The following is a 26,647-nucleotide window of genomic DNA, read 5'->3' as shown; positions in this document are numbered from 1 at the left end:
CGAGCCGGTGAAGTCTCGACGACCGCTCTGCCCGGGTTCGAGGTGAACGCGCCGCGGAAGCAGCGGCGCGTTCACCTCGACGGGGTCGATCCGGCCCGAGCCTCTACTTGGTGGCCCCCTCCGAGGTCACCGGCTGGCCGCCGGCAGACGTCGCCGGCTTCGTCGCCGCCTGAGTCGATCCGGACGACGAGCCCGTGTCGGCAGTCGAGGTCGTCGAGGCCGTCGAGGCCGTCGTGGCGGCCGACGTCGACTTGCCGCTGCCGCCGGGACCGTTGGCGTTGCCGCCGCTCGCCGCCGCCGAGCCGCCGGTCTGGTTCGACGCCACCGAGGTGGCCGGCTGCGGTGTCGCCCCCGCGCCCTTGTCAGGCACGTCGAACTTGAGCCGCTTGCCGACACCGAAGCCGAGCTTGACCGCCTTGAGCTTGCCGTCCTCGAGCTCGAACTCGAGCACCGGCCGGGAGTCGAGGCGGCTGAAGTACTTCGCCTTGCGCTCCTGCGCCGTGTTGAAGCCCTTGAGCAGGCTCAGCGTCGCCCGACCACGGAAGGTGTCGGTGTTCTTGGCGAAGAAGCCTGCCAGCTTGGCCACCTGCGCGCTCTTGATCGGCTCGCCGCCGGGCTCGAGCGAGGCGATCGTGTTGGTGATGTCACTGACGCTGAGGTTGGCGGCCTTGGGCAGCCGGCCGTCGGTGTCGATGTAGCCGATCGCGTTGGACTGCCCGTACGTGTAGGCGGTCGTCAGCGTCGGGTTCTCCACCAGGGCCGTGGCGTCGTCCGTCAGCGCCGGGTCGACCGTGAGGAAGCGTGCCTGCGTCGTGGAGTACCAGCGGTCACCGAAGTTGATGATGTTGTGGTCCTCGTCGACGTAGCCACCGGCGTACTGCCACGGGGTGCGGAAGATCGTGCTGTCCTCCTTGATCCAGACCTGCCCGGTCGGGAAGTACTCCTGGTGCTGGAAGACCTTCCCGACGCGGTCGGTGACGATGTTCGTGCTGCCCTGGAGGTCCTTGTGCATGAAGTAGACCTTCTGCTGGAACGAGTCGCCGGTCGTCGTCATGTTGACGGCGAGGCGGTCGTTGCCGGCCCAGATGTTCTTGAGCATCGTGCCGTTGCGCACCGTCACCCACGGGTTGACGTAGTAGGTGACGCCCTGCTCCTTGATCTCGATGGCGAGCTGGCCGGCGTAGTCGTAGACGTAGCTCGTCGTCTTGCGTCCGTTGCCCTTGGCGTTGTTGTCGACGATGTCGGTCAGCTTGCCCGCCCAGTCCCAGGTGACGTTGCGGATCATGTCGGGGTTCGTCACGGTCGTCTGCTCGCCGTCCGAGTCGTACGCGTACGTCTCGGTGCGCTTGTTGAGCGAGTCGACGACCTTGGTCGCCTGGTTCGGCCTGGCCGGGTCGTACGTGTAGGCGCTCTTGTCGAACGTGTTGGCGAGGACGGTGGCCTCGGTGCACTTCTTCGTGCACCCGGTGTCGACGGTCCAGTCCCGCTGGGTCATCCGCGTCACCCGGCTCGTGGCGTCGTCGAGCGTCGCCGCCCACGTGAAGTTGCGCGTCGTCTTCGGCGCGTAGTCCCACGTCCCGTTCGCCGCGGTGAGGCGGTACCGACCGTCGTACGTGTAGTTCTGCGTCGTCGGTCCGCCGAAGAGCGACGGGACGTCCGGTGGCAGCACGTTCTTGAACTGCGTGACGTTGCCGACGAGGTCGTACGCGTAGCGCAGGTTCATGAGCAGCCGTGACCCGTCGGGCGACATCGCCGAGCGACCGGTGAGCCGCCTCGTGTCGACGTCGCGGTAGGTCGTGTCGAGGACACCGTCGCCCGTCTTGCGCTGCGACGTCACCCCGTAGACGTCGTAGCGCTGGTTGTCGAGGTAGCTGTGCACGCACGGCACGGCGACGTCGACACGGACGGTGGCGCCGGAGCTGTGGGGCGTCGCGGTCGGCAGCAGGACGGTGCCGTTGACACCGCGCACGACGGTGTAGTCGAACGTGCCCGGCACCGTGCCCGGCGTGCGGGCGGTGACGTTGAGCTGCTCACCGTCGAGCCGGATCGTGAACGGAAGCGTCGGGCTCCAGCTCGAGGCCGGGTCTCCGTGCTGGTATTCCGTGACGGTGATGGTCGTCGCGGTGGCGTCGACCGAGGTCGTCAGCAGGCCGAGCTCGGTGCAGTCGTTCGTGCCGACGACGCGCTTGAGCCGTCCGCCGGTGTCGTAGTCGTTGCGCACCGTCTCGCCGTCGGGCAGCGACACGGTCGCGAGGCGGCCGAGCCAGTCGTTGTCGTAGGTCGTCGTGAACGGACCCTTGTTCGGGTGCGGCCCGGTCATCGTCGTGACGTCGCGAGCGAGCCGCCCGTTGACGTCGTAGGCGAAGTCCTGCAGCCGCGCCTTGTCGTCGACGTGGACCATCTTGCCGGCGGCGTTGCCCGCGGTCGGGTGACCGAGGTAGCCGCCGTAGTCCATCGTCACGGGCTTCTCACCGGGGTAGGTGATCGACGTGAGCAGGCCGAAGTCGAAGCCGAAGACGGTCTTGACGTTGCCCTCCTCGCGGAGCACGGGGCTCTGCTCGGAGGTCTTGTTGCCGGCCAGGTCGTAGGTCCACTGGACGAGCCCACCGTCGGGCGTCGTCGTCGAGGTCCGCCGGCCGAGCAGGTCGTACGTGTGCGTCGTCGCGAGGCCACCGGGCGAGTCGACGCGGAGCAGCTGCCCGAGCCGGTCGTACGTGTAGCCCGTGAAGAGCGAGCTCCCCGCAGCCGTGCGGTCCTCGTTGCGGATGACGTTGTCGTGCGCGTCCATCCACGTCTTCGTGTGCCGTCCCAGCGGATCGGTGACGTCGACCGTCGCGACGGTCCCGTAGCCGGTGAGCGCCGCGTGGGCGTATGCCGTCCGCGTCGTCGCGCCGTTGGAGATCCGTTCCGACGTGGTGCGGTCGAGGGCGTCGTAGGTCGTGATCGTCGCCATGGCGTACGTCGGGTTGCTCGTGTCGACGTTGTAGTCGGCGAGCGCGGCGCCGGTCTGGAGGAACGGCTTCCACTGGTGGACGGTGCGACCGAGGCCGTCGACGTCCGAGCCGCCCTCGGCGGCGAAGCCGGACCCGGTCTCGCCGGTGACGGGGTCGTAGACCTGGGCGTCGCGCTTGCGTCCGGTGACGCGTCCCGAGCCGTCGGCATACGTCGCCGTGTCGATGGTCGTGCCCGGGTTGAACTCGTCGGTGTGGGTCACCGTCGCGTACGGGTAGGCCGAGCTGTCCGGGTGGTAGGCGAAGGTCGCGACGCCGCCGTCGGGCGAGGTGATGGTCCGCACGCGGCTCAAGGCGTCGTAGGTGTAGCTCGTGACGTTGCCGTTCGCGTCGGTACGGCTCTTGACGCGTCCGGTCGGGCCGTCGAAGTCGGCCGTGGAGGCGAGGCCGACAGCGGCGCCGGTCGGGTCCTCGTCGTCCTCGATGAAGCGCCGTGTCGTGTCGGCCGGGTCGGTGCCCGTGGGGTCACCGGAGCCCGACAGGGCGAAGTCGGTGACAGTGCTGACGTTCGCGTGGTTCGCGTCGGCGTCGTAGACGTAGCGGACGGCATACCGCTTGCCCTTGGCGTCGGGCGGCATGACGATCCGGTTGTAGCTGCCCCACTGGTCGTAGGTCAGCCGGGTCTCGGCGTACGTCGCGGGCGTCGCGCCGACGGTCGGCGTCAGGACCTCGCGCTGGACGGTCACCGAGTTGTTGTCGCAGTAGGCGGTGTTGCCGCTGCGCGAGCGCAGCACGGTGCCGTCGGGCGCCGTGACCGTGACGCCGACGGGCTGGCTGTCCCACGTCTGGCAGTGGGTGGCCGACCAGAAGGGGGCCCGCGCCACCGGGGTGTACTTGATCGTCGACCCGCAGCCGAAGAACGTGTTCATGTCCTCCGACGTGCTCGTGACGCAGTTGGCGTAGGCGATGTCGACGACGGTGTCGTCGCTCGTCGTGCCGGGGAGCCCGCTGTCGACGATCCGCACGGGGTTGCCGAGTCGGTCGTACGCGTAGGTCATGGCAGTCGTCTGTTGCAGGGATCCGCCTGAGTACCAGTCCTGCTCGACCTTCGAGACCTGCGGCGTGGCCCGGAGTGCGAGCAGCTGCTCGACCGTCGCGCCGCCGAGGTCGAGCGCTGCGTACGCCCCGGTGGCGGCCGTCGTGCGGTCGAGGTCACCGAGCGCCCACGTCGTGCGGGTGCGCTGCATGACCGTCCCGCTCGCCGTGCCGTCGAAGACGGTCGTCTCGTACTCGAGGCCGGACTCGAAGACCGAGCCGTTGAGGTACTTGTGCTGCGTCGTGCGCACCTTGTCGGTGGTCGTCGGGCTGTTGACGTTCGTGTGGTCGTAGGACGTGTAGTGCTCGGTGACGGTCACCGCGTCGTAGCCGAGGTCGGTGCGGTTGACGAAGTCCTGCGCGGCGCTGCCGTAGGAGATCGTGCTGTTGCGCTCGGCGATGCCGTCGGCGCCGCGGGTCGACTTCACGTCGACGTCGTCGAGCACCCACTGGCTGTCGGGGTGGACCGTCGTGTTGCCGTCGCGGTGGTAGTCGAGGCCGATGGTGCCGCCGAGGGGCGTCGTCACGGTCTTGAGCAGGTTGGTGCGGCCCTGGGTGTTGAGGGCCACCTTGATGTCGGACGAGCCCTTGGCCCGCGAGACGGAGTCGGCGTAGCCGTCACCGTTGACGTCGGCGAGGTCCACGTCGGTCGAGGTCATGCTGTTCTCGAAGTGCCCGCCCGGGTTGAGGATGAGGTAGCAGGCGACGAGGCAGAGCGGGATGCCGATGGTGACGTCCGCGCCGCCGCCGAGGCTCTCCGAGCTGTCCTGGCGGATCTGCGGCTTGCCGTCGACGTTGATGACGCCGAGCACGTTGAAGCTGGACTTCTCGTGCGTGCCGTAGACGGACTGGTCGGTCAGACCGGTGCCGTTGCTGAACGCCACCTTGACGTTGCCGTTGTCGCTGTAGACGGCGTCGAGCAGGCCGTCCCCGTTGACGTCGTCCCACGACACGTTGGGAAGGTCGACGTTGGAGTTCGCCGCGATGCCACCGGCGAAGCCGCCGTTGTCGATGTTGAAGCCGAAGCTCGCGCCGACGGAGCCGCTGTAGGAGTTCGTCGAGCTGAACGCGCTGACGGTCCAACGGAACTGCGGCGTGAAGGAGTGTCCGAGGTTGAGGCGGACCCGGATCTCGTCGTCGTCGACGGTGACCCGGTCGGGCAGGCCGTCGCCGTTGAGGTCGGCGAGGGTCTCCTGGACGGGGATCGTCGCATCACGCGGCACCTTCTTCAGGGCCTTGTCGTCCTGGTGGGTGTTCTGCGACGTCGGGTTGGTGAAGCTCGCCCCGGCGCCGATCGACCCGCCGATGTTGGCGCCGTACGAGCTGTCGGAGGCGCTGCTGCCCTTCGTCGAGGAGCTGCCCTTCGTCGAGTTCGTCGTGCCCTTGTTGTTGCCTGAGATCCCGATCGGGGCGCCACCGAAGCCGCCCGAGACGGCGAGGGTCGTCGAGGAGTCGACGACGCCGACGCCGCCACCGATGCACGCGACGCGCGCGTTCGCCGGGCCGCACTCCTGGGAGCCGCGGGGATTCGTGTACGTGACGGAGTCGGGCCGCACGGTGTCGGGGTAGCCGTCACCGTTCATGTCCATGAAGTCGACGAGGCTGCGGCTCCAGCCGGCGGCGAAGCTGCCACCGAAGGGTCCGACGCCCGCCATGAGCATGAAGATCGGTCCGGTCTCGCCGAGCAGGTTCGGCGCGCGGGTACCCCCGCTGGCCGCAGCACCCGTGATCGGCAGGTCCTCGCCGAAGCGCGCCGAGCCGGTGAGTCCGGCCGCACCGGCATAGATCTTCGCCTTGGGTCCCTGCCAGCGCTGCGCGAGGGTGTCGGGGTCGACGACAGCGTTGAAGGCGAAGGCCTTCGGGATGTTGGCCGTAGCCTTCGCGGTGTCGAACTCCGGCGGGGCACCGGACCCCGGTGGGTAGTTGCCGAAGCCGGTGTCGTTGACCGACGTGTCGGTCGGGCACGAGCCGCCGAACATCGACTGGCAGGCGTCGTCCTTGTTGTCGAAGGGGTCGCCGGAGGCGGTCGTCGTCATGAAGTCCGACTCGACGATGGCCGTCGTGGCGCGGGCGCCGGTGGCGGTGTAGCCGGCGGCGGCCCACCCGCGGTAGGCGATCGGGAAGTAGCCCTGCGGGCCGGCCCAGCTGACCGTCTGCGGGACGTCCTCGGACTTGGCGACGGAGCTCTCCGTCCAGTCCATCGTCAGGTTGAGGCCGCTGACGTGGGACGAGAGGCCTGCGCTGCGCATCGTGACGTCGAACCAGTACGGAGTGCCGGACGTCAGGGTGAGGTCGGGGAAGGCGTGGTTGATGGCTCCCCCGCCGGAGGGCACGCTGTAGGCGGCCTTGTAGACGAGGCCGGCGGCCGTCTTCGCCGTGACGATGACCTCGCCGCCGGGGTTGTCGCCGTCACGGGTGCCGGTCAGGGTCGGGCTCACGGTGCGCCCGAGCGTCGAGGTCCAGGCGGTCGCAGGGCCGCCGAGCGTCGTCACGGGGTAGGTGTCGAGGTCCATGTGCGGCGAGACCTTCGTCTTCGCCGGGTCGCAGGTGCCACCGCTGAGGAAGCAGAGGCTCCCGGCCTCGACCCACGTGATCGCCGACAGGTCGATGGGGCTGTCGACGGCGATCCGCGTGCGCACGGCGTCGTATGCCGTCACGACCCCGTCCGCGTCCGTGACGGGTGGGTCGACGGTCGGGTCCGCGGTGACGCGGAAGCGGCCGACCTCGGACTGGCCGATGATCGCGAGGCGCGCGTCGGCGGCGGCCTCGGTGGTGAAGCAGCCGAAGCTCGTCGGGGTCGCGTCGCTGACGCACCAGTTCGAACCGGACCCGGTGACGGTCTTGATGCGCGGGGTGTCGACCGCGCCCGTCGAGGTGATCGGGATGACGGTGACGGGCGTCGTCGTGACTGCCTTGGTCGTGCCGTTGCGGACGGCGACCTCGGGGCGCAGGTTGTCGGTCGTCACCGCGGTCTTGTCCAGCGCGGCGCTGAAGTGCGCGGTGCCGCCGTTGCTGACGGAGGTGAACAGTCCCGGGCGACCGGCCAGGGTGAAGTCGTCGGCGAGCGAGTAGCTGCGCTGGTCGAGCCCGTTGGCATCGGGAGCCGACCCACCGGCATACGTGATCGTGGCATCCCAGGTGACGGAGTCACCGTTGCCCTTGGGGCGGGAGCCGGCACGGAAGTAGAGGGCCTGGCCCTTGTCGACGTGCGTGGTCTGCGCGGCGGGCTGCCACGTCGGGGACGCGGCGCTGACGCTGGCGGAACCGAGCTCGGTGCCCGCCTTCTGGATGGCGACGCGGACGGAGCCTCCTGCGGCGTCCGGCAGCGGCGTGCCGAGGGTCGCCTTGGCCGTCACGGTGACGTCGCCGGTGAAGGGAGCGGTCCAGCGGCGGACGGTGTCGATGGGCGGCACGGCGTCGCGCAGACGGTCGACCATGGCCTCGAAGGCGGGGTCGTTGGCGGGGACGGTCTGCGGGGTGAGCGGGACGCGCGTCAGGGTGTCGGAGGCGCTGAAGGTGGGCTGGCACGACTCCACGGTGACGGGGCCCGGGGTGCAGACCAGGTGGTTGAAGAGCACCTGGGTGCCGCTCACGAGGTCGACGAGACCGTCGCCGTTCGCGTCGGTGAAGTAGCTGTCGACCCAGCTCCACTGACCGCCGACATTGAAGACGCCGTAGACGCCGAAGTAGGCCTCGATGCCGCCCTGGATGCCGATGGTGCGCTGGACGGGCAGGTCGGAGAAGCCGGAGAGGACGTGCATCGGGCCGAAGCTGAGGTCGGCGGTGCGTGACGTCGTGGGTCGACTGGTGTTGAGCTGGTAGCGGATCTGACCGGACGGTCCGGTGCCCGAGATCGCCTCGCGGTAGACCTTGTCGGGCAGGGCGTCGCCGTTGAGGTCCATGAACTCGATGACCGAGCGGTTCGTCGTGCCGTTCATGGCGAACGACCCGCCGACCGAGCCGGTCTTCTCCGGGTCGGCGAGGTTGAAGCCGACGTAGATCTTGCCGTCGCCGGCGTCGGTCATCGAGGAGCCGAGACCGCTGAGCTTCTGGTTGATGTAGGCGGCCGTGCCCCCGCTGCTCGGGTTGGCGCCGGTGTCCCACTTGGCGGCGGTGTCGAAGCCACTGCCGGCCGCGGCGACGTCGTCGAAGTAGGCGAACGAGTGCTTGAGTCCGGTTGCAGGACAAGCGGACAGGCCGTTGCAACCGATCTGGGTGACAGACCGCAGCCGGGTCTTGCCGAAGTGCGGGTCGGCGTCGTAGCCGAGGGCGTAACGGGTGACGACCGCGCCGGTCTTGCGGTAGACGACGTCGACGTGGTCGAGGACGTCCTGGTCGAGGTCGAGCACGCCACCACGGCCGTCGAGGACGGCATCGGTGCGGCCTCCGGGGGTGCGGACGAAGCGCACCTCGTAGGCCGGGTCCTCGGGCTCGCCGCTGACGGTGCTGGCGGCCGTGTAGAGGATCTTGCTGAGGTAGACGTGCTTCGGGCACACCTGTCCACTGGGGCAGCTCGTGCCGGCGGCGAGGGCGACCCAGCCGGTCGGGGTGGTGTCGTCCTGCTTGTAGGTGACGGTCTCGTACTCGTAGCGGAACATGTTGACGCCGATGTCGCGCTTGGCCGTCAGGAACCAGCGGACGCCGTTGCCGTTCGCGTCGGTGAGGATGCCCTTCGGGTCACGGGTGCGGTCGTCGATGCCGGCCTGCGTGCCGGCCTCGCCGAGCGGGCCGCCACTGTCGGGGGTGCCGCCGTAGTAGCGGATGTTGCCCTGCTTGTCGCGGACCTCCCACCAGTAGTTGCTCGGCTTGTCGCCGTGGCGGATGACCTGCTCGAAGCTCGTCTCGACCTTGCGGGTGAAGTCCTGGCGCTCGGCCACGCGCGGGTCGAGCACGGCCCTCACGGCGTTGGGCACGAGGGCGTCGCCGTCGAGCGTGTACGACTCGCTCTCGACGTTGCCGCACGGCGGGCTCTTGGCGGTGCCGTCGCAGAAACGCGGCGCTCCGAAGGAGGTGTCCACCGCGACCTCGGGCGCCGACAGGTCCCAGCCGAGCCCGGCCCAGGACGGTCCGCCCTCGGAGCTGTAGGAGAGGCTGACGTCCGGCGTCATGCCGCGCCCCTTGGGCAGGGTGAGCGGATAGGTCAGCTCGGCGGTGCCGCTCGGGTTCGCCTCGGGCGGCGTCACCTGAGACAGGCCCTCCGTGACGTTCGCGTAGAGCAGGTCGGCGGTCGAGCCGTCCCCGATCTCCTGCGGCGTCGTCGGAGCGATGCCGGGCAGCGTCGACTCGATGATGCCCCCGCCCGGCGAGCCGGCCACCGCCATCGGGATCGCCGTCGTCGTGGCCAGCAGTGCGGCGAGCACGACGGCCCAGAAGCTACGGCGTCTGGGCCCCTGGAGCAGTCGCGAGGGCTGCTGGTCGTGGTCGGCGGACATGGGCGTGCGGCGTCGGGCCATGCTGAAGCTCCCTGTACTTCTCCCCGAGTCACGCGGACCCAACGGTGGGTGGGCCCGGGAGCGCACGGCACGTGGAGAAGCCGCGGCGAGGTGCACGTCCACGAAGAGGACGCAGGAGGGGTCGGCGAGGGCGGCCTTGGAGTGAGGGGTCGTCCGGCGTCGGCCAGGATCGGCGTTCGGCGGTACGGGAACTCACGTTATGGGTGCGCCGCACGGCGCGTGAGGCAAATGACGAACTTCGCCCACTTCTGTTTGAATTCGACGAAATCCGTTGTCGGAGAGCATGATTTCGCAGGTTGTGGCGGCCGGGGCGTCCGGGATCCGGAGTCGCTGTCGAAGGTTCGGGGTACCGGTCGGGGCTTCGGTGAGGTCAGGGGGCTTGCGTTGGAGCGCACTCCAACACCTAGCGTCGACGGGATGACCGACACCTTCCCCCTGGCCGACCGCACCGTCCGACGCGTGGGCTTCGGCGCCATGCAGCTCCCTGGCCCAGGCGTCATGGGTCCGCCGCGCGACCGCGACGAGGCACTGCGTGTGCTCCGCCGAGCCGTCGAGCTCGGCGTCGACCACATCGACACGGCCCAGTTCTACGGGTCGGACGTCAGCAACGAGCTGATCCGTGAGGCCCTCCACCCGTATGCCGCCGACCTGGCTCTCGTCTCCAAGGTGGGGGCGCGTCGCGACTCGGCCGGCGCGTGGCTGCCGGCACAGAAGCCGGCGGAGCTGCGGGCCGACGTCGAGGCGAACCTGCTCGCTCTCGGGGTCGACCGTCTGACGGCGGTGAACCTGCGACGGATGGATGCCGACGCCCCCGGCGCCGGCGACGTGCCGCTCGAGGAGCAGGTGGCCGAGCTCGCTGCCCTGCGTGACGAGGGCAAGATCGCGGGGGTCGGGCTGTCGACGGTGTCGGCTGCGGATCTCGCTGCAGCGCAGGCGATCACGGAGATCGTCTGCGTGCAGAACCCCTTCAGCCTCGTGGACCAGACGGACGCAGACGTCCTCGACGCGTGCACCGCGGCCGGGATCGCGTACGTGCCGTACTTCCCGCTCGGGTCTGCCTTCCCTCACCTGCCGAAGGTCGTCGACCAGCCTGCTGTCCAGGCCGTGGCGGAGCGCCGTGGCGTGCCGGCGGCGCGGGTCGGCCTGGCCTGGCTGCTTGCCCGCGCCGACAACGTGCTGCTCATCCCGGGCACGTCGTCGGTCGCGCACCTCGAGGAGAACATGGCGGTGGCCGAGCTCGAGCTGACCGACGAGGACCTGACCGAGCTGGTGGCGGTCCCCGCCTGACCGGGGCTCGGCGTCAGCGGCGCGTCAGCGGCGCGTCAGGAGGACGACCGGGATGACCCGGTCGGTCTTCTTCTCGTACTCGGCGAAGCCCGGGTAGCGGCGCTTCTGCTCCTCCCAGACCGGCTGGCGCTCCTCGGGGGTCATGACCTTCGCGTGCACGTCGATCGTCTCGACCTCACCCTCGGTACCCACCTCGATCGCCACGTCGGGGTGGGCCTTGAGGTTGTGGAACCACGCCGGGTTCACGTCGAGGCCGGCGTAGGACGCGAAGACGGCCCAGCCTCCGTCGACGGCTTGGTACATCATCGGGTTGACGCGCGCCTCCCCCGACTTGGCGCCGGTGGTGTGGAGCAGGAGGAGGGGCGCACCTTCGAAGTTGCCGCCGACCTTCCCGCCGTTGTCCCGGAACTCGGTGATGACCTTGTCATTCCAGTCGCTCATGGTCGGAACGCTACGCCCGCCGTTTCCGTCCCGCGCCTTCGGACGCACACTGGACTGATGGTCGCCCCGCCCCGGCCGATCCGGCAGACCAACGTCGCACTCCTGGTGCTCCTGTCAGGGGCCTTCGTGACGGGCTGGCTGGCCTTCGGGCTCGAGAGCTCTCCGGAGTCCCGGGCGGTCGGCATCACCCACGGCATCCTGGGCCTGGGCATCCTCGTGCTCGCCCCGTGGAAGAGCGTCATCGTGCGACGCGGGATGCGTCGTCGACGCCGGCACGCGCTCGCGATCGCCTTCTCGCTCGTCGTCATGGTCACGCTGCTCTCGGGGCTCGTGCACGCCACGCTCGGTCCGGTCGAGGTAGCGGGGGTCAGCGTGCTCGCCGTGCACGTGGCCTCCGCGGTCGCTGCGGTGCCGCTCGCGCTGCTCCACGTGGTCCGGCGACGGCAGCGGCTCCGGGCGACCGACGTGTCCCGGCGGACCGCGTTGCGAGCCCTGGCCGTCGGGGGCGCCTCGGCACTCGTCTACGGCGCGGTGGAGTCCGTCTCGACGGGAGCGGGTCTGCCCGGTGCCCGCCGTCGCGCCACCGGGTCCTACGAGGTCGGGTCACGTGTGCCCGCCGCGATGCCGGTGACCCAGTGGTTCACCGACGGCGTGCCCCGCGTCGACGTGACGGCGTACGAGCTGCTCGTCGGCCGGGCGGATGCCTCGAGGCTGCGGGTGCCCTACCGCGACCTGCTCGCAATGGCGGGCACGACCCGGCCGGCGGTCTTGGACTGCACGGGCGGTTGGTGGGCCGGGCAGACCTGGCGCGGCGTCCCGCTCGACGCGCTGCTCGGGACGCCGGAACACGGGTCGATCGTGGTGCGCTCGGTGACCGGATACACCCGGCTGTTCCCCGCCGAGGATGCTTCCGCGTTGCTGCTCGCCACCCACGTCGGCGGCGCCCCGCTCTCGCCCGGTCACGGCGCGCCGGTCAGGCTGGTCGCCCCCGGACGCCGCGGCTTCTGGTGGGTCAAGTGGGTCGAGGAGGTGAGCGTCGACCCACGGTCATGGTGGTCGCAGCCGCCGTTCCCCCTGCAGTGACACGTGTCTGGCGGCGCGCTGACGGCGCTCTCAACGCAGAGCCGCGTCCACGGGGGTGGGGGGCTGGGCCTGCGGAACCTCGTCGTATGCCGGGTCGTGGCTGGCCACCTCACGGGCTTCGGTCAGGTGCCCGCCGAGGTAGGCGCCCACCCCGGAGATGGCTGCGCCGGCGAGAGCCAGACCCGCACCGGTGCCGTGCCGACCCCGTCGCCGCGCGACCCACGACGCGGCGTACACGCCGATCGCCACGGCGTTGGTCGCCGCGTGGACGACGCCCACCCGCTTGTCTCGCGACCCCGCTGCCGACCACTCGGCCCATCCGGCCCACGCTGTCGGTGCCACCGCGAGGAGGCCGGTGCCCACGAGCCTCTGGGCCGCGGCGTACGACTCACGACCGCCGAAGAGGTCGAGCACGGTGGCCGAGGTCCAGGTGCCGAGGACGACGTCGGTGAGCACGGGGTGGATCGAGTGACCCAACCACTCGCCACGCAGCACGGAGCCGCGCCGGCCGGTGCCGAACGCGGATCGTATCGTCGGCTCGAGCGCCTGCACGGCGCCGTCGAGCGCGGCGGTCTCCTCGAGCCGCAGGGTCCAGCGCACGATGGTCGGGGGGCGTTCGACTGAGCTCATTCGCTTCTCCTCTGGGGCCTGTGTCTCCCTCTACGTCCTGTCCAACCCGTACCCCCGCGCCCGCCTCATGGTCAACCAGAGGCCGGCGCGGCGGGATCGGCGTCGACGGGGTGAACCCAACAGGGTTTCGGACGCTCGACAGGACGTCCCGTGTCCGGCAGCGTGGGCGATATGGCTGAGACCAAGAAGACGTCGAAGAGCGGGTTCAGCGCCGAGGAACGCGCTGCGATGAAAGCGGCCGCCGCCGAACGCAAGGCGTCACAGAAGCAGGAGGACCTCGACCAGGCCCTCGCAGTTGCGATCGCCCAGCTTCCCGACGACGAACGGGCGATGGCAGAGAAGATCGACGCGATCGTGCGCGAGCACGCCCCGATGCTCGCGTCGAAGACGTACTACGGCATGCCGGGATGGGCGCGTGAGGGCAAAGTCTGCCTCTTCATGCAGCCGGCGACGAAGTTCAAGTTCCGGTACTCCACGATCGGCTTCGATCCCACGGCGCACCTCGACGACGGCAACATGTGGCCGACCGCGTTCGCGATCCTGACGATCGGACCGGCCGAGGAGAAGAAGATCATCGAGCTGGTGAAGCAGGCCGTCTCCTGACGAGCCTCTGAGCGAGGAGGTCGCATCCGCCCAAGGGCAGCCGACCTTCAGGTTGACGTGCCGAGTCGGTGTCGCACCACCGTCCGGCGCAGGGTCGGTGAGGCCTCGACCTCGTAGCCGGCGTCGAGGAAGACCTGGAGCAGCCCGACCGACGCCTCGTCCCAGATCACGGTCTTTCCCGGGGCGGCTCCGTGGGGTAGCCCTCGAGGACGTGAGCGCCGACCTGCCGGCCGTACTCGACGGTGGCGGCGGCGAGCTCGTACATCAGACCCTGTCGACGGAACCCCTTGCGCACGACGAAGCAGGTGACCGACCAGACGCCCTCGAGATACAAAGCCGACGAACCACTCATGTGGTGTGGAAGCGATCGGGAGCCTTGACGCGTGCTGTCGAGGACCCCGAATCTGGAGGCTCAGGATTGGTCCGCACGGGTCCCTCGAAGGGAAGGTCACCATGGACGAGCGCACCATGAACAGGCGTCGGGTTCTCTTGGGAGCCAGCGCCGCCGGGGCGGTAGCGATCGGGGGCGTAGCCAGCGCCTCGTCAGCGTCAGCCGACGGGAACGGCGCCTCTGGTCCGAGCGGAAGCTGGATCATCACTCGCAAGGATGACCCGCCCGGTGACCCGACGCAGGTCTCGACCGTCGTCAGCTTCGCGGACGGTGGCGTCTTGATCAGCCACGACATCGCCCCGGCCGGTCCCCCCGGCACCGGGACGTGGGCACGTCGAGGTGACGGTGGCTTCAAGGGGACGTTCTGGACGGGTCAACCCGGGCAAGGTGGTCCAGGCAGTCCGGGAGTGACGGTCCGCGTCCGTGTCCGGGGAAGCGTCCGCAAGGGGAGCATCCGGGGCACCTACGACTTCTCGGTGTTCGACGCCTCCGGCGCCGAGGTGGTCTCGGGGACGGGTGCGTTCAGCGGCCACCGCATCGAGCCGTGATCCGTCCACGGGACGCACAGGCCTAACGCGTCTCGGCCAGGTAGAGCCCGTTGCCGTCGGGGTCGGTGAAGAACGCCAGCTTGAGCTGCCCCTCGTCGAGAACCGGCCCGTCGAACTCCACCCCACGCTTCTCGAGCGTCGAGACGACCTCTTCGATGGGCTCGTCGACGGCCAGTCCCACCGTGATCGCGCCCGGAGTGCCAGGCGCTGGAGCGCGCGAGCTGGCAGGATGCACACCGATCAGCATCCCCTCCCCGGCGTCGATGCTCGCCCAGTGATCGCCGGTGCGGAAGTCCAAGCGCAAGCCAAGGGTGTCGGTGTAGAACACCACTGATCGGTCCATGTCCGTCACGTAGATCGTGGCATTCCCAGCGCTGATCATCTGTCCAGTCTCCCACCCGCCCTCCGGGTGTATACGGTGTGAACACACCCGGTACTCCCCGTTGCGGGTTGACCCCACCCATCCCCCCGGGACGCGACCACAGACGAAGGCACGGCAATGCGGCTTCTCCTCACCTCTGGCGGCGTCACCAACACGAGCATCCGCGATGCGTTGGTCGAGCTGCTCGGCAAGCCGATCGCCGACTCCACCGCGCTGTGCATCCCGACCGCGCAGTACGGCCATCCGTGGGTCGGCCCCGGCGTCAAGGCCTGGCAGTTCATCAGCGGCAACTCTCAAAACCCCATGGTCGACCTGGGTTGGAAGTCCGTCGGCGTGCTCGAGCTGACCGCGCTCCCCAGCATCGACGCAGAGCGTTGGGTGCCGTTGGTCCGGGAGACCGACGCGCTCGTGGTGGCCGGGGGCGACGTCCTGTACCTCTGCCACTGGATGCGGGAGTCCGGGCTCGCGGACCTGCTGCCGTCGTTGACCGAGACGGTCTGGGTGGGACTCAGTGCCGGAAGCATGGTCATGACCCCCGAGGTCGGGGACGACTTCATCCAGTGGAGACCACCGAGCGGTGACGACAGCACCCTGGGCGTCGTCGACTTCTCGATCTGTCCGCATCTGGCTCCCGACGGCATGCCGGGCAACTCCATGGCCGAGGCGGAGCAGTGGGCGGCCACCGTCTCGGGTCCTGCCTACGCCATGGACGACCAGACGGCCATCAAGGTCGTCGACGGCAGCGTCGAGGTCGTGTCAGAAGGGCACTGGACGCGACTCCCTCGCAACGGTTGACGACGGCTCGCCCCAGAGGGGTCGAACGGTCAACCCGTCAGGACGGGGCGCCGAGTCGGTGTCGCACCACCCTCCGACGCAGGGTCGGTGAGGCCTCGACCTCGTAGCCGGCGTCGAGGAAGACCTGGAGCAGCCCGACCGACGCCTCGTCCCAGATCACGGTCTTCCCCGGGGGCGGCTCCGTGGGGTAGCCCTCGAGGACGTGAGCGCCGACCTGCCGGCCGTACTCGACGGTGGCGGCGGCGAGCTCGTACATCAGACCTTGTCGACGGAACCCCTTGCGCACGACGAAACAGGTGACAGACCAGACGCCCTCGAGATCGGGGTCCTGACGCATCCACGTCTTCTGCCGGGCCCAGATCCTCGGGTAGTTCTCACGAGGCTCGACCGCGACCCAGCCGGCCGGCTCGCCGTCGACGTAGCCGACGAGGCCGGACGTGGGGCCGCTCGTCCCGCACCCGGTCTGCTCCAGGAGCGCGGCGTCGCGCTCGTCCTGGGTCGTGTCGCGCCAGATCCAGCCCGGGACCTTGAGCGCCTGGCAGCGGCACTTGGCGGCGCCACCTCCGTCGAAGACGGCCTCGACGTCCGCGATCGTCGCATCGTTGGCCGGTCGCCAGCTGAACTCGGGCACAGCTCGAGACTAGTAGCGGCGGTGGGCACGCGCCCGGACGAACGACCGACTGTCGGCGTGCGCTGGCAGAGTCGGTGTGTGACCAGGCCGCCGCGCATCGAGCCCTCCGGCGACGTCGTCGAGCGCATCGGGTCCACGGCGCTGGCTCTGCCCGACGCGTACGAGGAGGACGCCTGGACCGGCATACGGTGGCGGGTGCGGAGCAGGACGTTCGCCCACGTCCTCGTGGCCCAGGAGGGTTACACCTCGGCCTACCGCGACGTGACCGGGGTGACCGAGCCGACCACGGTGCTGACCTTCCGCTCGTCCGGCGACGAGCTGTCGGCCCTCATCAACGCGGGCCCACCGTTCTACCGGCCGCCGTGGTCGCCGACCGTCGTCGGCATGGTCCTCGACGCCGACACCGACTGGGACGAGGTCGCCGAGCTGGTGACCGAGAGCTACCGGTTCTGCGCGCCCGACAAGTTGAGGCGCCTGCTCGACTGCTGACGGAGCGGGGTCGGCTAGAGGAAGTCGGCCGGGTCGAAGTCCTCGATCGCGATGACCCGGATCCGAGGCAGCGACTCCCGGAACGCCTGCACGTCGTACTCGAGGTCGAAGGTGGCGAGGCCCTGGGCGGTCAGCTCGAGGAACGCGTTGCTGCGGAACTCCTGGAACCCGACGACGCCCACCCGTCGGCCGTCCAGCAGGTCACCCACCTGCTCGACGAAGTCCCCGTCGTTGCTGACGAGGAGCACGTCCGCCCGGCGTTGACGGATCTCGACGAGCGTCCGCTGGATGGCGATGTCGACGACCTTCTCGCCCGGCGCTCCGGAGAGAGGGACCGGCCGGTAGCCGATGGCCATCAGCGCCTGGACGAACGGCATCGGGAGCTCGTTGTTGGCCGCGAGGAAGAAGAGCCCGGCAGCCGGCTGGTTCCACAGCTCCTGAGCGAACTGCAGGAGCCGTTCCCATCTCGGGCGCTCCTCAGGGCGCGGGCGCCGTCCCAGGATCGACGTCCCGAGCGTGGCGTCGATGTTCTCCCCGTCGATGAGGACGTACGTGATGCGAGGAGACTCAGCCATGGGACGGAGCCTACGTGCCCGGCCGCCCCCACATCCGCGCCGACAGCGACGCGACCGCCACCTAGGGCCAGTTGGCCGTGAGGTAGGCGACGACGAGGACGCCGAGCGAGACGGCCACGAGGAGCGCGCCGACCTGCGTCTCCCTGCTCCGCCGTGCCGAGAGGTCTTGCCCGGAGCGCCCCGGCCCCGACTGCGAGGCCCACACGATCATGCCGAGGCCGACCACGAGCAGCACGCCGATGCCGACCCAGAAGTACGTCATGCCTGACCGGACGCACTCGGCCGGGTCGGGCAGCCCACAGCAGGCCGGCTCAGCACTCGTCCCCGTTCGTCAGCCGCTGCGTGCCTTCCAGTCGCACCGCGTCGAGCAGGTCCTCCTTGAGCCCGAGGGCGCGTAGGACGGTCGGCGCGATCTGTCGCAGCGAGACGGGACAGGTGAGGGTGCGGCCGCCCTTGCGACCGGGTTCGATGATGACCAGGGGGACGTGAGTGTCCTCGGCGCTACCGCTTCCGTGGTCGACGAGCTTCGCGTTCGGCGCCGCATAGACGACCCCGGGCGCCGGCTGCACGACGACGTCGGGGATCCGGCTCGCGTTGCCGCCGAGCTGTCCCGAGAAGAGCTCGGCAACGGCGGCACCGCTGGTGACGGTGCCGGCCCCCACCGTTGCGGCGTTCGCCTCGAGCACGGTCGCCACGTCGGCCGCACGAGTGCGGTCCTTGAGCCAGATGAGCGCCATCGTGTCCGCCGTCACCTGGGCGGTCAGCCCGGGCTGGACGCTGTTGATGAGCGGAGCGAAGCCGGACGGGTCGATCCACTGGAGGCTGGAGCGGTCGACCGGGCTGTTGGCGTGCTTGGCGGTGAGGATGATCATCGTGTCGCCGACCAGCCCGTCGGCCTCGACCCGACTCAGCATCCGGCCGACCGCGCCGTCCACGTAGTCGAGCGCCTGCGCGAGCCCGGGGGCGCTCCCGGCGAGGGGCCCGATGGTGGTGACGCTCTGGGGGATCGTGCCGGCGCCGTCGACGTAACCGGAGAACTTCTGCCCGATGTTCGGAGCCTGGAAGTTCATGCCGAAGATGGCCGGCACGCCGACGACGGCGGTGCCGGCGTGGTCGAGCCCGTCGATCTCGTTGAGCACTGCTCGGACCTTGAGCTCGTCGTTGGCCATGATCTTCGTGATGTCGGCCTTGGCTGCATTGAACTCGGGGCCGTAGAAGTCGTCGACGCCTGTCCCGGAGGGACCGGACAGGATCTCGTAGCTCGGGTGCTTGTCGGCCACTGCCGTGCGCAGCCCTGCCGCGTGGGCCACCTCGTAGATTGTGTTCACCTTGAGGAACTGGTGCGGGTAGACCACGCTGCACCCGTGGTCCGGGTCGCGCGGCAGCTTGGCCGGGTTGATGTCGGCGACACTGTCGCCCGCGTTGGCGTTGACGTTGATCGTCTGGTTGAACGGAACGAGCGCGCCCCGAGTGCTGCAGTCGGAGCCGGCCGGCGAGAGGCTGTTGTCCCAGGACACGTCGTAGTAGACCCCGGTCGACCGCGGTGACCCGCCTGTCGTCATGGCGAGCGTGCCGGGAAACGAGTCGGACGGCGTCTGTGCCGACGCGTTCGCGTAACGACGTCCCCGTGCCACGACGTCCGCCAGCGCGGAGGTCGGATGCGCCGCGACGTAGTTCGTCAGATCGGCGTCGTGGAACCCGTCGAGGCTGAGCAGCAGCACGTGCTCCACCTTCGGATTCAGCTGCGTGGACGCCGAACCGACCGGGGCCAAGGACACGGCTCCCACCATCGGCGCCGCCACCAGTACGGCCACTCGCCACCCTGTCGTGCGCACGGCTCCCCCTAAGGGCCGAAGACTTTCCGACGTAAAGACGTTAGCGCCGGAATGGCCCGGTCTGACACCGTTTCGCACACATCTCTGCCCGCGGCCAGCGCGGCCAGCGCGGCCGGCGCGGATCAGCCGGCGCGGCGGCCGTGGTCCACGAGGTCGGCGCGCACGGCCAGCGGGTCGGCGCCGATGGACCGCAGGAGCAGGGTGACCCCCTCGTCGTCGGCGCGCAGCAGACCGAGGGCGATGTGTTCGGCGCGGATCTCGCGGTCACCGGCCCGGATCGCCTCACGCAGTGACAGCTCGAGCACCTTCTTCGAGCCGCGTCCGAACCGCATGCGCCCACCCCACCCGAACCGCCCTCGGGCCGCTCGTGCGTCATCGTCATCGTCATCGACTGCACCCGAGGGTTCCGCGCGGCCCGCGTCCTGGGTCGCTCCAGTCACCGGCTCGTCGAGCGCCCCGTGGCCGAAGTGACGCTCGGCTGCCTCACGGATGGAGTCGAGATCGATGCCGAGGGATCGCAGCGCTGCGGCGTCCTCCTCGCCCAGCGGAACCCACGGCGGGGGTGGCCCCACACCGAGGCACTCGGCGACGACCTGCGTCGTCACGCCGTGGGCGGCGAGGACGTCTGCGGCCCCGCCGCCCTCCTCGGTCAGCGCGAGGAGGAGGTGGACCGGGCGTACCTCGTCGACTCCGAGGTCGCGACAGCGGGCGCGCGCCGAGACCACCACGGTGCGCGCATCCTGGGCGAAGCGTTCGAACACGGGTCTACCTCCGGGCGTGCTTGCGGTGGACGGTCTGCTTCGAGACACCGAGCGCGTCGGCGATCTCCTGCCAGGACCAGCCCTTGCCCCGGGCGTTGCGCACGTGCAGGGCCTCGAGCTGGTCGAGCAGCCGACCCAGCGCGGCAACGGCCCGCAGTCCGACCCTCGGGTCGGAGCTGTCGAGGTCGCCTGCAAGGTCCGTGGCGGTCCTGGTCATGACCGTCAGCATATGCTGACGACCGTCGGACGTCAACACATGCTGACGATCGACTCCCTACCGTGGTCCCATGACGATGCACCCCACACCCCCCTCCTCGACGCCACCAGACCCACGGCACGGGAACTGGCCGATCGCCCAACAGGCCCACGCCCCAAGCCAGCCCGCTCACCCCGACCAGCGCGCCCTCGTGCTGGCGGGCGCCGGAGCCGCCGGCAACGCGTGGGAGCTCGGCCTCATCGCCGGTCTCTGCGACGCCGGCGTCGACCTCACCGGGGCCGACCTCGTCGTCGGGACCTCGGCCGGGTCGACCGTCGCTGCCCAGATCACCGGCAGCACACACCCCGCGGAGTTGTATGCCGCCGTCCTCGCTGAGGTGCCACACCCTCCGTCCCCCGGTGGCGCGGCCCACCGACGAGGCGCACCGAACGTCTCGGGCCCGAACTACCTGGCGTGGTCGGACACGATCATCGCGACGTCGGAGAACGCATACGACATGCGTCGCCGGATGGGCGCGGCCGCACTGGAGCGGGAGGCGGCCAACCCGTCCGACCCGACACGATGGCGCGACGTCGTCGCAGCCCGGCTCCCGCACCACGACTGGCCGCGCCAGCACCTGCTCATCGCCGCCGTCGATGCGGACACCGGGGAGCCTGTCGTCTTCGACCGGGACAGCGGTGTCGACCTCGTGGACGCCGTGGCCGCCAGCACCTCGGCGATGACGCCGTATCGGATCGGCGAGCACCGCTATCTCAACGGCGGCTACCGACGAAGCGAGAACGCCGATCTGGCCGCCGGCTTCGGGCGGGTCATCGTGCTGTCCCCCTTCAGCGGCCGGACGCGCATGCCGCCCCAGTGGGGCATGGACCTGGCCAGCCAGGTCGCGGAGCTGAGGGCGGGCGGGAGCAGGGTCGAGACCGTCTTTCCGGACAGCCGCGCCGGGGACGTCTTCGGCGCCAACGCGCTCGACCCGTCGACGCGTCTGCCTGCTGCACGGGGCGGCTACGACGAGGGCCTCGACCTCGCGGAGCAGCTGGGCGAGTTCTGGGGCTGATCCCGGCGTAGACGTCACCCGGGTCCTGGGTCACCTCGCGGGCCAGACCGAGCGCCGCCGCAGAAAGTTCGCAGGTCGCTGTCCGACCGAGGCGGTTCTGTTCGTTGCCAGTGTGAGAGCAGGTCACACGCACCCACTGTGGAGAGGAACCACCACCATGTCCGATGTTGTCGCCATCATGTCCATGTCGCTCGACGGATTCGTCGCCGGTCCCGACGACGACGTGATGCAGGTCTTCGACTGGTACTTCGCCTCCGGTGACGTCGAGTTCACCACCGGAGGCTCGGACCCCATGACGTTCAAGGTGTCCGAGCCGAGCGCCCGGTACCTCCGCGAGCTCACCCCCCGGCTCGGGGCCGTCCTCACCGGGCGTCGCACCTTCGACGTCGCCCAGGGCTGGGGTGGCAACCACGCGTGGGGCCCTGCCTTCGTCGTCACGCACGACGTCCCGGACGGGTGGCCCCGGCCCGACTCGACGGTCCACTTCGTGACGGACGGCATCGAGAGCGCCGTGCGCCAGGCCAAGGACGCCGCCGGCGCGAAGTCCGTCGGCGTCCACGGCGCCGACACGATCCAGCAGCTGCTCAACGCCGGGCTGGTCGACTACCTCCAGATCGACGTCGCCGCAGTGCTGCTCGGCTCCGGAGTGCGACTCTTCGACCACCTCGCGACGACGCCGGCCGTCCTCGGCGACCCGACCGTCATCGCCGGCGTCGGGGTGACGCACCTGCGCTACCCGGTGCGCCCGATGCAGTCTGCCTGAGGACGCGCGCGCCGGATCGGCCGCGTCGCCGACCCGAACGTCGTTCGCGAATCCTCGCCGCGGACGGCGGGGCGGGACGCATAATGCCGGTCAGGACGACTCGCTCCCCCCTCGAGCCAGGCTGTCCAGCCTGACGATCCACGAGCCGAGGAGCCGAAGCGATGCCTGCAGACAACCACGCCGCACACCGGCGTGGGCGCCGTCGAGCGCGCGGCAGCCTGCTGGCAGTCGCCGTCGACCTCCTCTTCTTCGGCCTCCTGGGGTTCCTCGTTGTGCGGGGCATCCTCCCTGTCTGGCTGCCGGCCGGCTACCTCCTGCTCAGCGGTGTCGCGTTCGCGATGTACCGCGCGGACAAGTCCGCGGCCTCGATCAGTGGCAGACGACGTACGCCGGAGTCCACGCTGCACACGATCGACCTCCTGGGTGGCTGGCCGGGGGCGCTCGTCGCGCGGCACGTCTTCCGGCACAAGACGGTCAAGCAGCCCTTCCGAACCGTCTTCTGGATCACCGTCCTCGCGAATGGCGCGGTTCTCGCCTGGCTCGTGCACGAGCTGTCGTCCGTCTAGCGCTGGACCGGCCGTCTCCCCACCGAAATCTGCGAAACCGGGACACGACCGGCAATGAGCCGGACACTTCCCTAGCAGTTTCAGGGAACCCACAGGGAAGAGCCATCCATGAGCGACAACAGCTACCAGTACCCCACGCCCGAGAGAGTGCCGACCGCGCCGTTGACGTGGGCACCGCCGCAGGGCGCTCCGCTCACGGAGTCGGGCGGGAGGACGAAGCCGAAGATGGGCAAGGGCAAGAAGGCCGGCCTGTGGGCTGGTGGCCTCGTCGTGGCTCTCATCGCCATCGGCGCGACCGGCGGCGATCCCAAGACCGCTCCGACCGCCGCCACCGCGGCGAGCGTGACGACGACGGGCGCCGCCACGACTCCCGTGTCCTCACCGACCGCCACGGTCGACATGGCAGCGGCGGACAAGGCAGCCGCCGACAAGGCAGCCGCCGACAAGGCAGCCGCCGACAAGGCAGCCGCGGACAAGGCCGCAGCCGACAAGGCAGCCGCCGACAAGGCAGCCGCGGACAAGGCCGCAGCCGACAAGGCCGCTGCCGCGAAGGCCGCTGCCGCCAAGATCGCTGCCGCCAAGGCTGCGGCTGCGAAGGCCGCCGCCGCCAAGGCCGCTGCAGCGAAGGCAGCGGCTGAGGAAGCCGCCAACGCCATGACCGTGTCGCAGGAGCAGGCCGTCGCCAAGGCCGAGTCCTACCTCGAGCTCACGGCGTTCTCACGCAAGGGTCTGATCGAGCAGCTGCGGTTCGAGCAGTTCTCCAAGGCCGACGCGACGTTCGCCGTCGACCACATCACGGTGAACTGGAAGGAGCAGGCCGCCAAGAAGGCCCAGTCCTACCTCGACCTGACGCCGTTCTCCCGCGGAGGCCTCATCTCGCAGCTGAAGTTCGAGGGCTTCACCACCGCCCAGGCCACCTACGGCGTCACCGCCGTCGGACTCTGAGCGATTCGCCGACGCAACCCGTCTCGGCGTGGGGCCGGTCAGCCCGCACGGACTGACCGGCCCCGTGCACGTCCGGCCCTGCCCGGCGCGCTTCAGGCGCCGGGCTCGGTCTTGAGCCGTTCCTCCCCCGCACGGGCCGGGCAGGAGGATCCTGAACCCATGGCTGACAGCACGCCTGCCAAGAGCCTGGCGATCCCGTTGACGGCGTTCGCCGCGGGCGCCGTCGTCGCTCTGCTCGTCGGGGTCTTCGGCAAGGTCCACGACCCGACGCTCGCCGGCACGACGACGTTCGGCTTCCGCACGGTGATCGACATGAAGGTCGTGCTCTCCGTGGTGATCGGGGTGCTCGCGCTGCTCCAGCTCGTCGGTGCCCTCTGGCTCTACGGCAGGCTCGGCATCGAAGCGCCGCCATGGCTTGGCACGGCCCACCGCATCTGCGGCGCCGTCGCGGTCGTGCTCGTCGTCGTCGTCGCCTACCACTGCCTCTGGGCCCTCGGCCTCGAGTCCGGGACGCTGCGTGACGGGCAACCCGTGTCCACCCGCACGGTCGTGCACGGCATCCTCGGGTGCGCCGTCATCGGTGCCGTCGTCGTCAAGGTCGTCGCCGTTCGGTCCAGGCGCGCGCCCGGCTGGTTCCTTCCCGTCGCCGGCGGTCTGCTCTTCGCGTTGCTCATCGGCACCGTGCTGACGTCGGCGATCTGGTACATCGCGGCCCGCGGCTGACCGGGCTCGCGCGGCTGCGGCTGACCGCTCAGCAGTGATCGTCACCCGTTCTGTCCCGGACGGTCAGGCCCGGCCTGCCTCGCCGGCTCGTCCAGGGGGTCGGGACGCACCCGAGTCCGCCCGCAGAGCGTCGCTGCTGTCGAACTCGCCCGTCTGCGCGACGGTCACGGCCACCGACCGGAGCTTCTCGTTCAGCCGCTGGGACGCCCGTCGCAGGGCGTCGAACGCATCCTCCGGGGTGAGCTTCAGCCGCTCCATGAGGATCCCCTTGGCCTGGCCGATGACGTCCCTGGACACGAGTGCCTGGTTCAGCCCCTCGGCCAGATCCTTGAGGTCGCGACGTTCGTGGGCTGCTCCCGCCGCGAGCCCGGCGTGCGCAGCCAGGATGAGCCCGATGTTCCGCGCGTCGTCGCTGAACGCATCCGGCTCGGACCCGTAGGTGTTCAGCGACCCCCCGGCGCCCTCGCCCCACAGTCTCGGCGCGGCGAGGCGATAGGAGGCGGCGGACTCGGCGCCGTGGTCGACCGGGCGTGACGCCAGCGTCGGCCACCGGGTGTCGGGGAAGGCCCGCGCATACACGACGGCTTCGTCCACCGCGTCCAGGCAGGGTCCCTCGCGTGCCTCGTACTGCGCCTCGTCGACGGCCGAGGCAGCCGACGCGGTGGTCGCTGCGGTCCGGAACCTCCCGCCCTCCCTGAGCGTGACGCTGGCCATCTGGCAGCCCTCGACGGTGCTCACCGCGGCCTGGGCGATGCGCGACAGGACCTCGTCGAAGGAGTCGGCGGTGTAGAGGTGCTCGGCGACCTCGGCGAACGCCGCGGCCAGCTTGGTCGTCGGCGTGGCAGCGAGCCGTCGCGCAGCAGCCTCGTCCCGGTCGGTCTTGGCGGCATCGCGTGAGGCGGCCATCTCCAGGCGGTCCTGGCGCGCCCGTGCCCGGCCGGAGCGGTCGGCCAGCCGGGAGGCAGCCGACTCGACACTGTCACCGGTGGATCCGAGCTCGACCGCGCGGGCGTCCAGCTGTCGTTCCCGTTCGTCCAGCCGAGCCTGTCGCGCGTCCGCGATGGCATCCCTCGCGTCCGCGGCGGCGTCGCGCTCGGCCGCCAGCTCGTCACGTCGGTCGGCGACGAAGTCGCGCTTCTCGGCAGCCCACTGGCGCTCGTCCTCGACCGACTCCGATGTCATCGCCGTGGCCTCCTCCCAGACGCCCGGATGCTGCCTCGACTCTACCGTCGAGAGTGCTGACCGGACCGCTGTGCGTGGAGCGCCGACCGCGGGGGCCGGCGCGCGGGGGCACCCGTCGTTCGAGCCGATCAGGGAGGCCCCCGATTGGGCCGTGACCCCGTCGGGTAGGACCCGAGGGACCAGCAACCTGATCGAAGGAGTGCACATGTCGGATGACGAGAAGGTCGCCAAGGACCTCGTGGAGACGCTGAAGGACGGCGAGCGCGGATTCGCCTCAGCCGCAGAGAAGCTGCGTGACAGCGACCGCGCCGAGTGGGCCACCACCCTGCAGCGGCTGTCCGAGCAGCGCGCCGGCTTCCACCGCGAGATCGTCGAGATGGGCCACGACTACGGCGACGACGTCGACGAGAGCGGCTCGGTCGCAGCGACCCTGCACCGCGGCTGGATCTCGCTCAAGGACGCCCTGACCGGCGACGACGCGGGCAGCGTCCTCGGAGCGGCCGTGACCGGCGAGGACCACGCGGTCTCCGAGTACGAGAAGGCCGAGAAGGCCGACCTCAGCGACGGCTTCCGTGCTGTCGTGACCCGCCAGCACGCCGCGATCGTGGCTGCCCGCGACGAGGTCAAGGCCCTCCACGTCGCCGACTGACGGCGCCCGGCTCGACCCGATGGCCCCTTCACCGGACTCGGTCCGGTGGAGGGGTCATCCCGTGGGCACGGCGCTACTGTGGCGACGAAGCCCCGAGACCAGGAGGTATGCCGTGTCCTACGTCGTCGACTTCGTGGACGTGTCCACCGAGGGACTCGAGAGCTCCCCCGTCGCCGAGGCGCTGGCGGGCCTCCGGGCCAACGAGGCGCGCTACTACAAGAACAAGTACGACCACGTCCTCACCGTCGAGCCCGCGGCAGACGCGAGCGAGATCGTCGAGTACGTCCATCACATCCTCGCGGAGGAGCGTGACCTCACCATCGCGTCGCGGCCCCTCGAGGCGACGGCGTTCGAGGTCGACGGGCTCAAGATGGCCTATGTCTTCTACGAGTCCGGACTGTCGATCAACGTCATGTACGCGATCGACCCGGCCGGGAAGCGCGCCGTCGGCTTCAAGCTCTCCGACGGCATGGAGGTCCCCGAGGAGCTCGCGTCCCGGTTCAAGTTCGCCCGGCAGACGTCGAAGCTGGCCGGCACGATCCGGGGCTCCTACTTCGTCATCAAGGGCGAGTACTGATCCGACCGGCCACGGCCGATG

26 protein-coding genes are annotated in these 26,647 nt (G+C 70.1%); 13 read left to right on the top strand and 13 right to left on the bottom strand.

What is annotated here, in order from left to right; all coding sequences use genetic code 11:
• Positions 1 to 103: 103 nt before the first annotated feature.
• Complete coding sequence (locus H283_RS0111580) at positions 104 to 9,499, bottom strand: SpvB/TcaC N-terminal domain-containing protein (RefSeq protein WP_081633847.1); 9,396 nt, start codon at positions 9,497 to 9,499, stop codon at positions 104 to 106.
• 417 nt (positions 9,500 to 9,916) lie between these two features.
• Between H283_RS0111580 and H283_RS0111575 the strand changes: the two genes are divergently transcribed.
• Positions 9,917 to 10,786, top strand: coding sequence for an oxidoreductase (locus H283_RS0111575; RefSeq protein WP_020143687.1), 870 nt, complete (start codon positions 9,917 to 9,919; stop codon positions 10,784 to 10,786).
• Positions 10,787 to 10,810: 24 nt separating this feature from the next.
• Here the strand turns inward: H283_RS0111575 and H283_RS0111570 are convergent, their stop codons facing one another.
• Positions 10,811 to 11,227: a nitroreductase family deazaflavin-dependent oxidoreductase gene (locus H283_RS0111570; RefSeq protein ID WP_020143686.1), complete on the bottom strand. Its 417-nt coding sequence runs from the start codon at positions 11,225 to 11,227 to the stop codon at positions 10,811 to 10,813.
• A gap of 57 nt (positions 11,228 to 11,284) precedes the next feature.
• On the opposite strand from H283_RS0111570, the gene H283_RS24860 reads away from it, so the two are divergent.
• Complete coding sequence (locus tag H283_RS24860; RefSeq protein WP_020143685.1) at positions 11,285 to 12,310, top strand: molybdopterin-dependent oxidoreductase; 1,026 nt, start codon at positions 11,285 to 11,287, stop codon at positions 12,308 to 12,310.
• 30 nt (positions 12,311 to 12,340) lie between these two features.
• Here H283_RS24860 and H283_RS24855 read toward each other — a convergent pair whose 3' ends face one another.
• The gene (locus H283_RS24855) at positions 12,341 to 12,940 is read right to left on the bottom strand and encodes a DUF2231 domain-containing protein (protein WP_020143684.1); all 600 of its coding nucleotides are present in this window, start codon (positions 12,938 to 12,940) and stop codon (positions 12,341 to 12,343) included.
• 150 nt (positions 12,941 to 13,090) lie between these two features.
• Here H283_RS24855 and H283_RS0111555 point away from each other — a divergent pair, with 150 nt between their 5' ends.
• On the top strand, positions 13,091 to 13,543 hold the full coding sequence (locus H283_RS0111555; protein WP_231372270.1) for a hypothetical protein: 453 nt from the start codon (positions 13,091 to 13,093) through the stop codon (positions 13,541 to 13,543).
• 47 nt (positions 13,544 to 13,590) lie between these two features.
• On the opposite strand, the gene H283_RS28600 is transcribed toward H283_RS0111555, so the two are convergent.
• Together H283_RS28600 and H283_RS28445 are read right to left on the bottom strand one after the other, a co-directional pair.
• A complete protein-coding gene (locus H283_RS28600; protein ID WP_020143682.1) occupies positions 13,591 to 13,713 on the bottom strand; it encodes a hypothetical protein in 123 nt (40 codons plus the stop codon).
• A complete protein-coding gene (locus tag H283_RS28445) occupies positions 13,710 to 13,895 on the bottom strand; it encodes a GNAT family N-acetyltransferase (RefSeq protein WP_231372269.1) in 186 nt (61 codons plus the stop codon). The genes H283_RS28600 and H283_RS28445 overlap by 4 nt, the downstream gene beginning before the upstream one ends.
• A 446-nt stretch (positions 13,896 to 14,341) precedes the next feature.
• On the opposite strand from H283_RS28445, the gene H283_RS27700 reads away from it, so the two are divergent.
• Positions 14,342 to 14,482, top strand: coding sequence for a hypothetical protein (locus H283_RS27700; protein WP_020143680.1), 141 nt, complete (start codon positions 14,342 to 14,344; stop codon positions 14,480 to 14,482).
• 22 nt (positions 14,483 to 14,504) lie between these two features.
• Here the strand turns inward: H283_RS27700 and H283_RS0111535 are convergent, their stop codons facing one another.
• Positions 14,505 to 14,864, bottom strand: a complete 360-nt coding sequence (locus H283_RS0111535) for a VOC family protein (protein ID WP_020143679.1) — start codon at positions 14,862 to 14,864, stop codon at positions 14,505 to 14,507.
• Between the two features lie 117 nt (positions 14,865 to 14,981).
• Here H283_RS0111535 and H283_RS0111530 point away from each other — a divergent pair, with 117 nt between their 5' ends.
• Positions 14,982 to 15,659: a Type 1 glutamine amidotransferase-like domain-containing protein gene (locus tag H283_RS0111530; RefSeq protein WP_020143678.1), complete on the top strand. Its 678-nt coding sequence runs from the start codon at positions 14,982 to 14,984 to the stop codon at positions 15,657 to 15,659.
• A gap of 37 nt (positions 15,660 to 15,696) precedes the next feature.
• Here the strand turns inward: H283_RS0111530 and H283_RS0111525 are convergent, their stop codons facing one another.
• Positions 15,697 to 16,290, bottom strand: coding sequence for a GNAT family N-acetyltransferase (locus tag H283_RS0111525; RefSeq protein WP_020143677.1), 594 nt, complete (start codon positions 16,288 to 16,290; stop codon positions 15,697 to 15,699).
• Positions 16,291 to 16,368: 78 nt separating this feature from the next.
• Here H283_RS0111525 and H283_RS0111520 point away from each other — a divergent pair, with 78 nt between their 5' ends.
• On the top strand, positions 16,369 to 16,779 hold the full coding sequence (locus tag H283_RS0111520) for an MmcQ/YjbR family DNA-binding protein (protein WP_020143676.1): 411 nt from the start codon (positions 16,369 to 16,371) through the stop codon (positions 16,777 to 16,779).
• Between the two features lie 14 nt (positions 16,780 to 16,793).
• Here the strand turns inward: H283_RS0111520 and H283_RS0111515 are convergent, their stop codons facing one another.
• From H283_RS0111515 to H283_RS0111495, 5 genes are all read right to left on the bottom strand, one after another.
• On the bottom strand, positions 16,794 to 17,354 hold the full coding sequence (locus tag H283_RS0111515; protein ID WP_020143675.1) for an NYN domain-containing protein: 561 nt from the start codon (positions 17,352 to 17,354) through the stop codon (positions 16,794 to 16,796).
• Between the two features lie 61 nt (positions 17,355 to 17,415).
• Positions 17,416 to 17,616, bottom strand: coding sequence for a hypothetical protein (locus tag H283_RS0111510; protein ID WP_020143674.1), 201 nt, complete (start codon positions 17,614 to 17,616; stop codon positions 17,416 to 17,418).
• 49 nt (positions 17,617 to 17,665) lie between these two features.
• On the bottom strand, positions 17,666 to 19,075 hold the full coding sequence (locus tag H283_RS0111505; protein WP_196805970.1) for an alkaline phosphatase family protein: 1,410 nt from the start codon (positions 19,073 to 19,075) through the stop codon (positions 17,666 to 17,668).
• A gap of 236 nt (positions 19,076 to 19,311) precedes the next feature.
• The gene (locus H283_RS28635) at positions 19,312 to 19,950 is read right to left on the bottom strand and encodes a Clp protease N-terminal domain-containing protein (RefSeq protein WP_020143672.1); all 639 of its coding nucleotides are present in this window, start codon (positions 19,948 to 19,950) and stop codon (positions 19,312 to 19,314) included.
• Positions 19,951 to 19,954: 4 nt separating this feature from the next.
• Positions 19,955 to 20,167, bottom strand: coding sequence for a helix-turn-helix domain-containing protein (locus H283_RS0111495; protein WP_028785530.1), 213 nt, complete (start codon positions 20,165 to 20,167; stop codon positions 19,955 to 19,957).
• Positions 20,168 to 20,357: 190 nt separating this feature from the next.
• Here H283_RS0111495 and H283_RS0111490 point away from each other — a divergent pair, with 190 nt between their 5' ends.
• The 5 genes from H283_RS0111490 to H283_RS0111465 all read left to right on the top strand — a co-directional run bounded on the left by H283_RS0111490 (position 20,358) and on the right by H283_RS0111465 (position 24,218).
• Positions 20,358 to 21,221, top strand: coding sequence for a patatin-like phospholipase family protein (locus H283_RS0111490; protein ID WP_020143670.1), 864 nt, complete (start codon positions 20,358 to 20,360; stop codon positions 21,219 to 21,221).
• Between the two features lie 157 nt (positions 21,222 to 21,378).
• The gene (locus H283_RS0111485; RefSeq protein ID WP_028785529.1) at positions 21,379 to 21,984 is read left to right on the top strand and encodes a dihydrofolate reductase family protein; all 606 of its coding nucleotides are present in this window, start codon (positions 21,379 to 21,381) and stop codon (positions 21,982 to 21,984) included.
• Between the two features lie 161 nt (positions 21,985 to 22,145).
• Positions 22,146 to 22,550, top strand: coding sequence for a DUF1294 domain-containing protein (locus tag H283_RS0111480; protein ID WP_020143668.1), 405 nt, complete (start codon positions 22,146 to 22,148; stop codon positions 22,548 to 22,550).
• 108 nt (positions 22,551 to 22,658) lie between these two features.
• Positions 22,659 to 23,495 (top strand): Ltp family lipoprotein, encoded by an 837-nt coding sequence (locus H283_RS24845; protein WP_081633845.1) that lies wholly within the window; start codon positions 22,659 to 22,661, stop codon positions 23,493 to 23,495.
• A gap of 159 nt (positions 23,496 to 23,654) precedes the next feature.
• Positions 23,655 to 24,218, top strand: a complete 564-nt coding sequence (locus tag H283_RS0111465; RefSeq protein ID WP_020143665.1) for a DUF6529 family protein — start codon at positions 23,655 to 23,657, stop codon at positions 24,216 to 24,218.
• 63 nt (positions 24,219 to 24,281) lie between these two features.
• Here the strand turns inward: H283_RS0111465 and H283_RS26650 are convergent, their stop codons facing one another.
• Positions 24,282 to 25,400, bottom strand: coding sequence for an ANTAR domain-containing protein (locus tag H283_RS26650; protein WP_020143664.1), 1,119 nt, complete (start codon positions 25,398 to 25,400; stop codon positions 24,282 to 24,284).
• A 205-nt stretch (positions 25,401 to 25,605) separates the two neighbouring features.
• Between H283_RS26650 and H283_RS0111455 the strand changes: the two genes are divergently transcribed.
• Positions 25,606 to 26,049: a PA2169 family four-helix-bundle protein gene (locus H283_RS0111455; RefSeq protein WP_020143663.1), complete on the top strand. Its 444-nt coding sequence runs from the start codon at positions 25,606 to 25,608 to the stop codon at positions 26,047 to 26,049.
• 112 nt (positions 26,050 to 26,161) lie between these two features.
• A complete protein-coding gene (locus H283_RS0111450) occupies positions 26,162 to 26,626 on the top strand; it encodes a hypothetical protein (RefSeq protein ID WP_020143662.1) in 465 nt (154 codons plus the stop codon).
• The last annotated feature ends 21 nt before the right edge of the window (positions 26,627 to 26,647 follow it).

The sequence above is a fragment of the Terracoccus sp. 273MFTsu3.1 genome, from assembly GCF_000383675.1.
In the GTDB taxonomy this organism is placed as follows: Bacteria; Actinomycetota; Actinomycetes; order Actinomycetales; family Dermatophilaceae; genus Terrabacter.
This window is presented reverse-complemented; position numbering and strand designations above follow the sequence as displayed.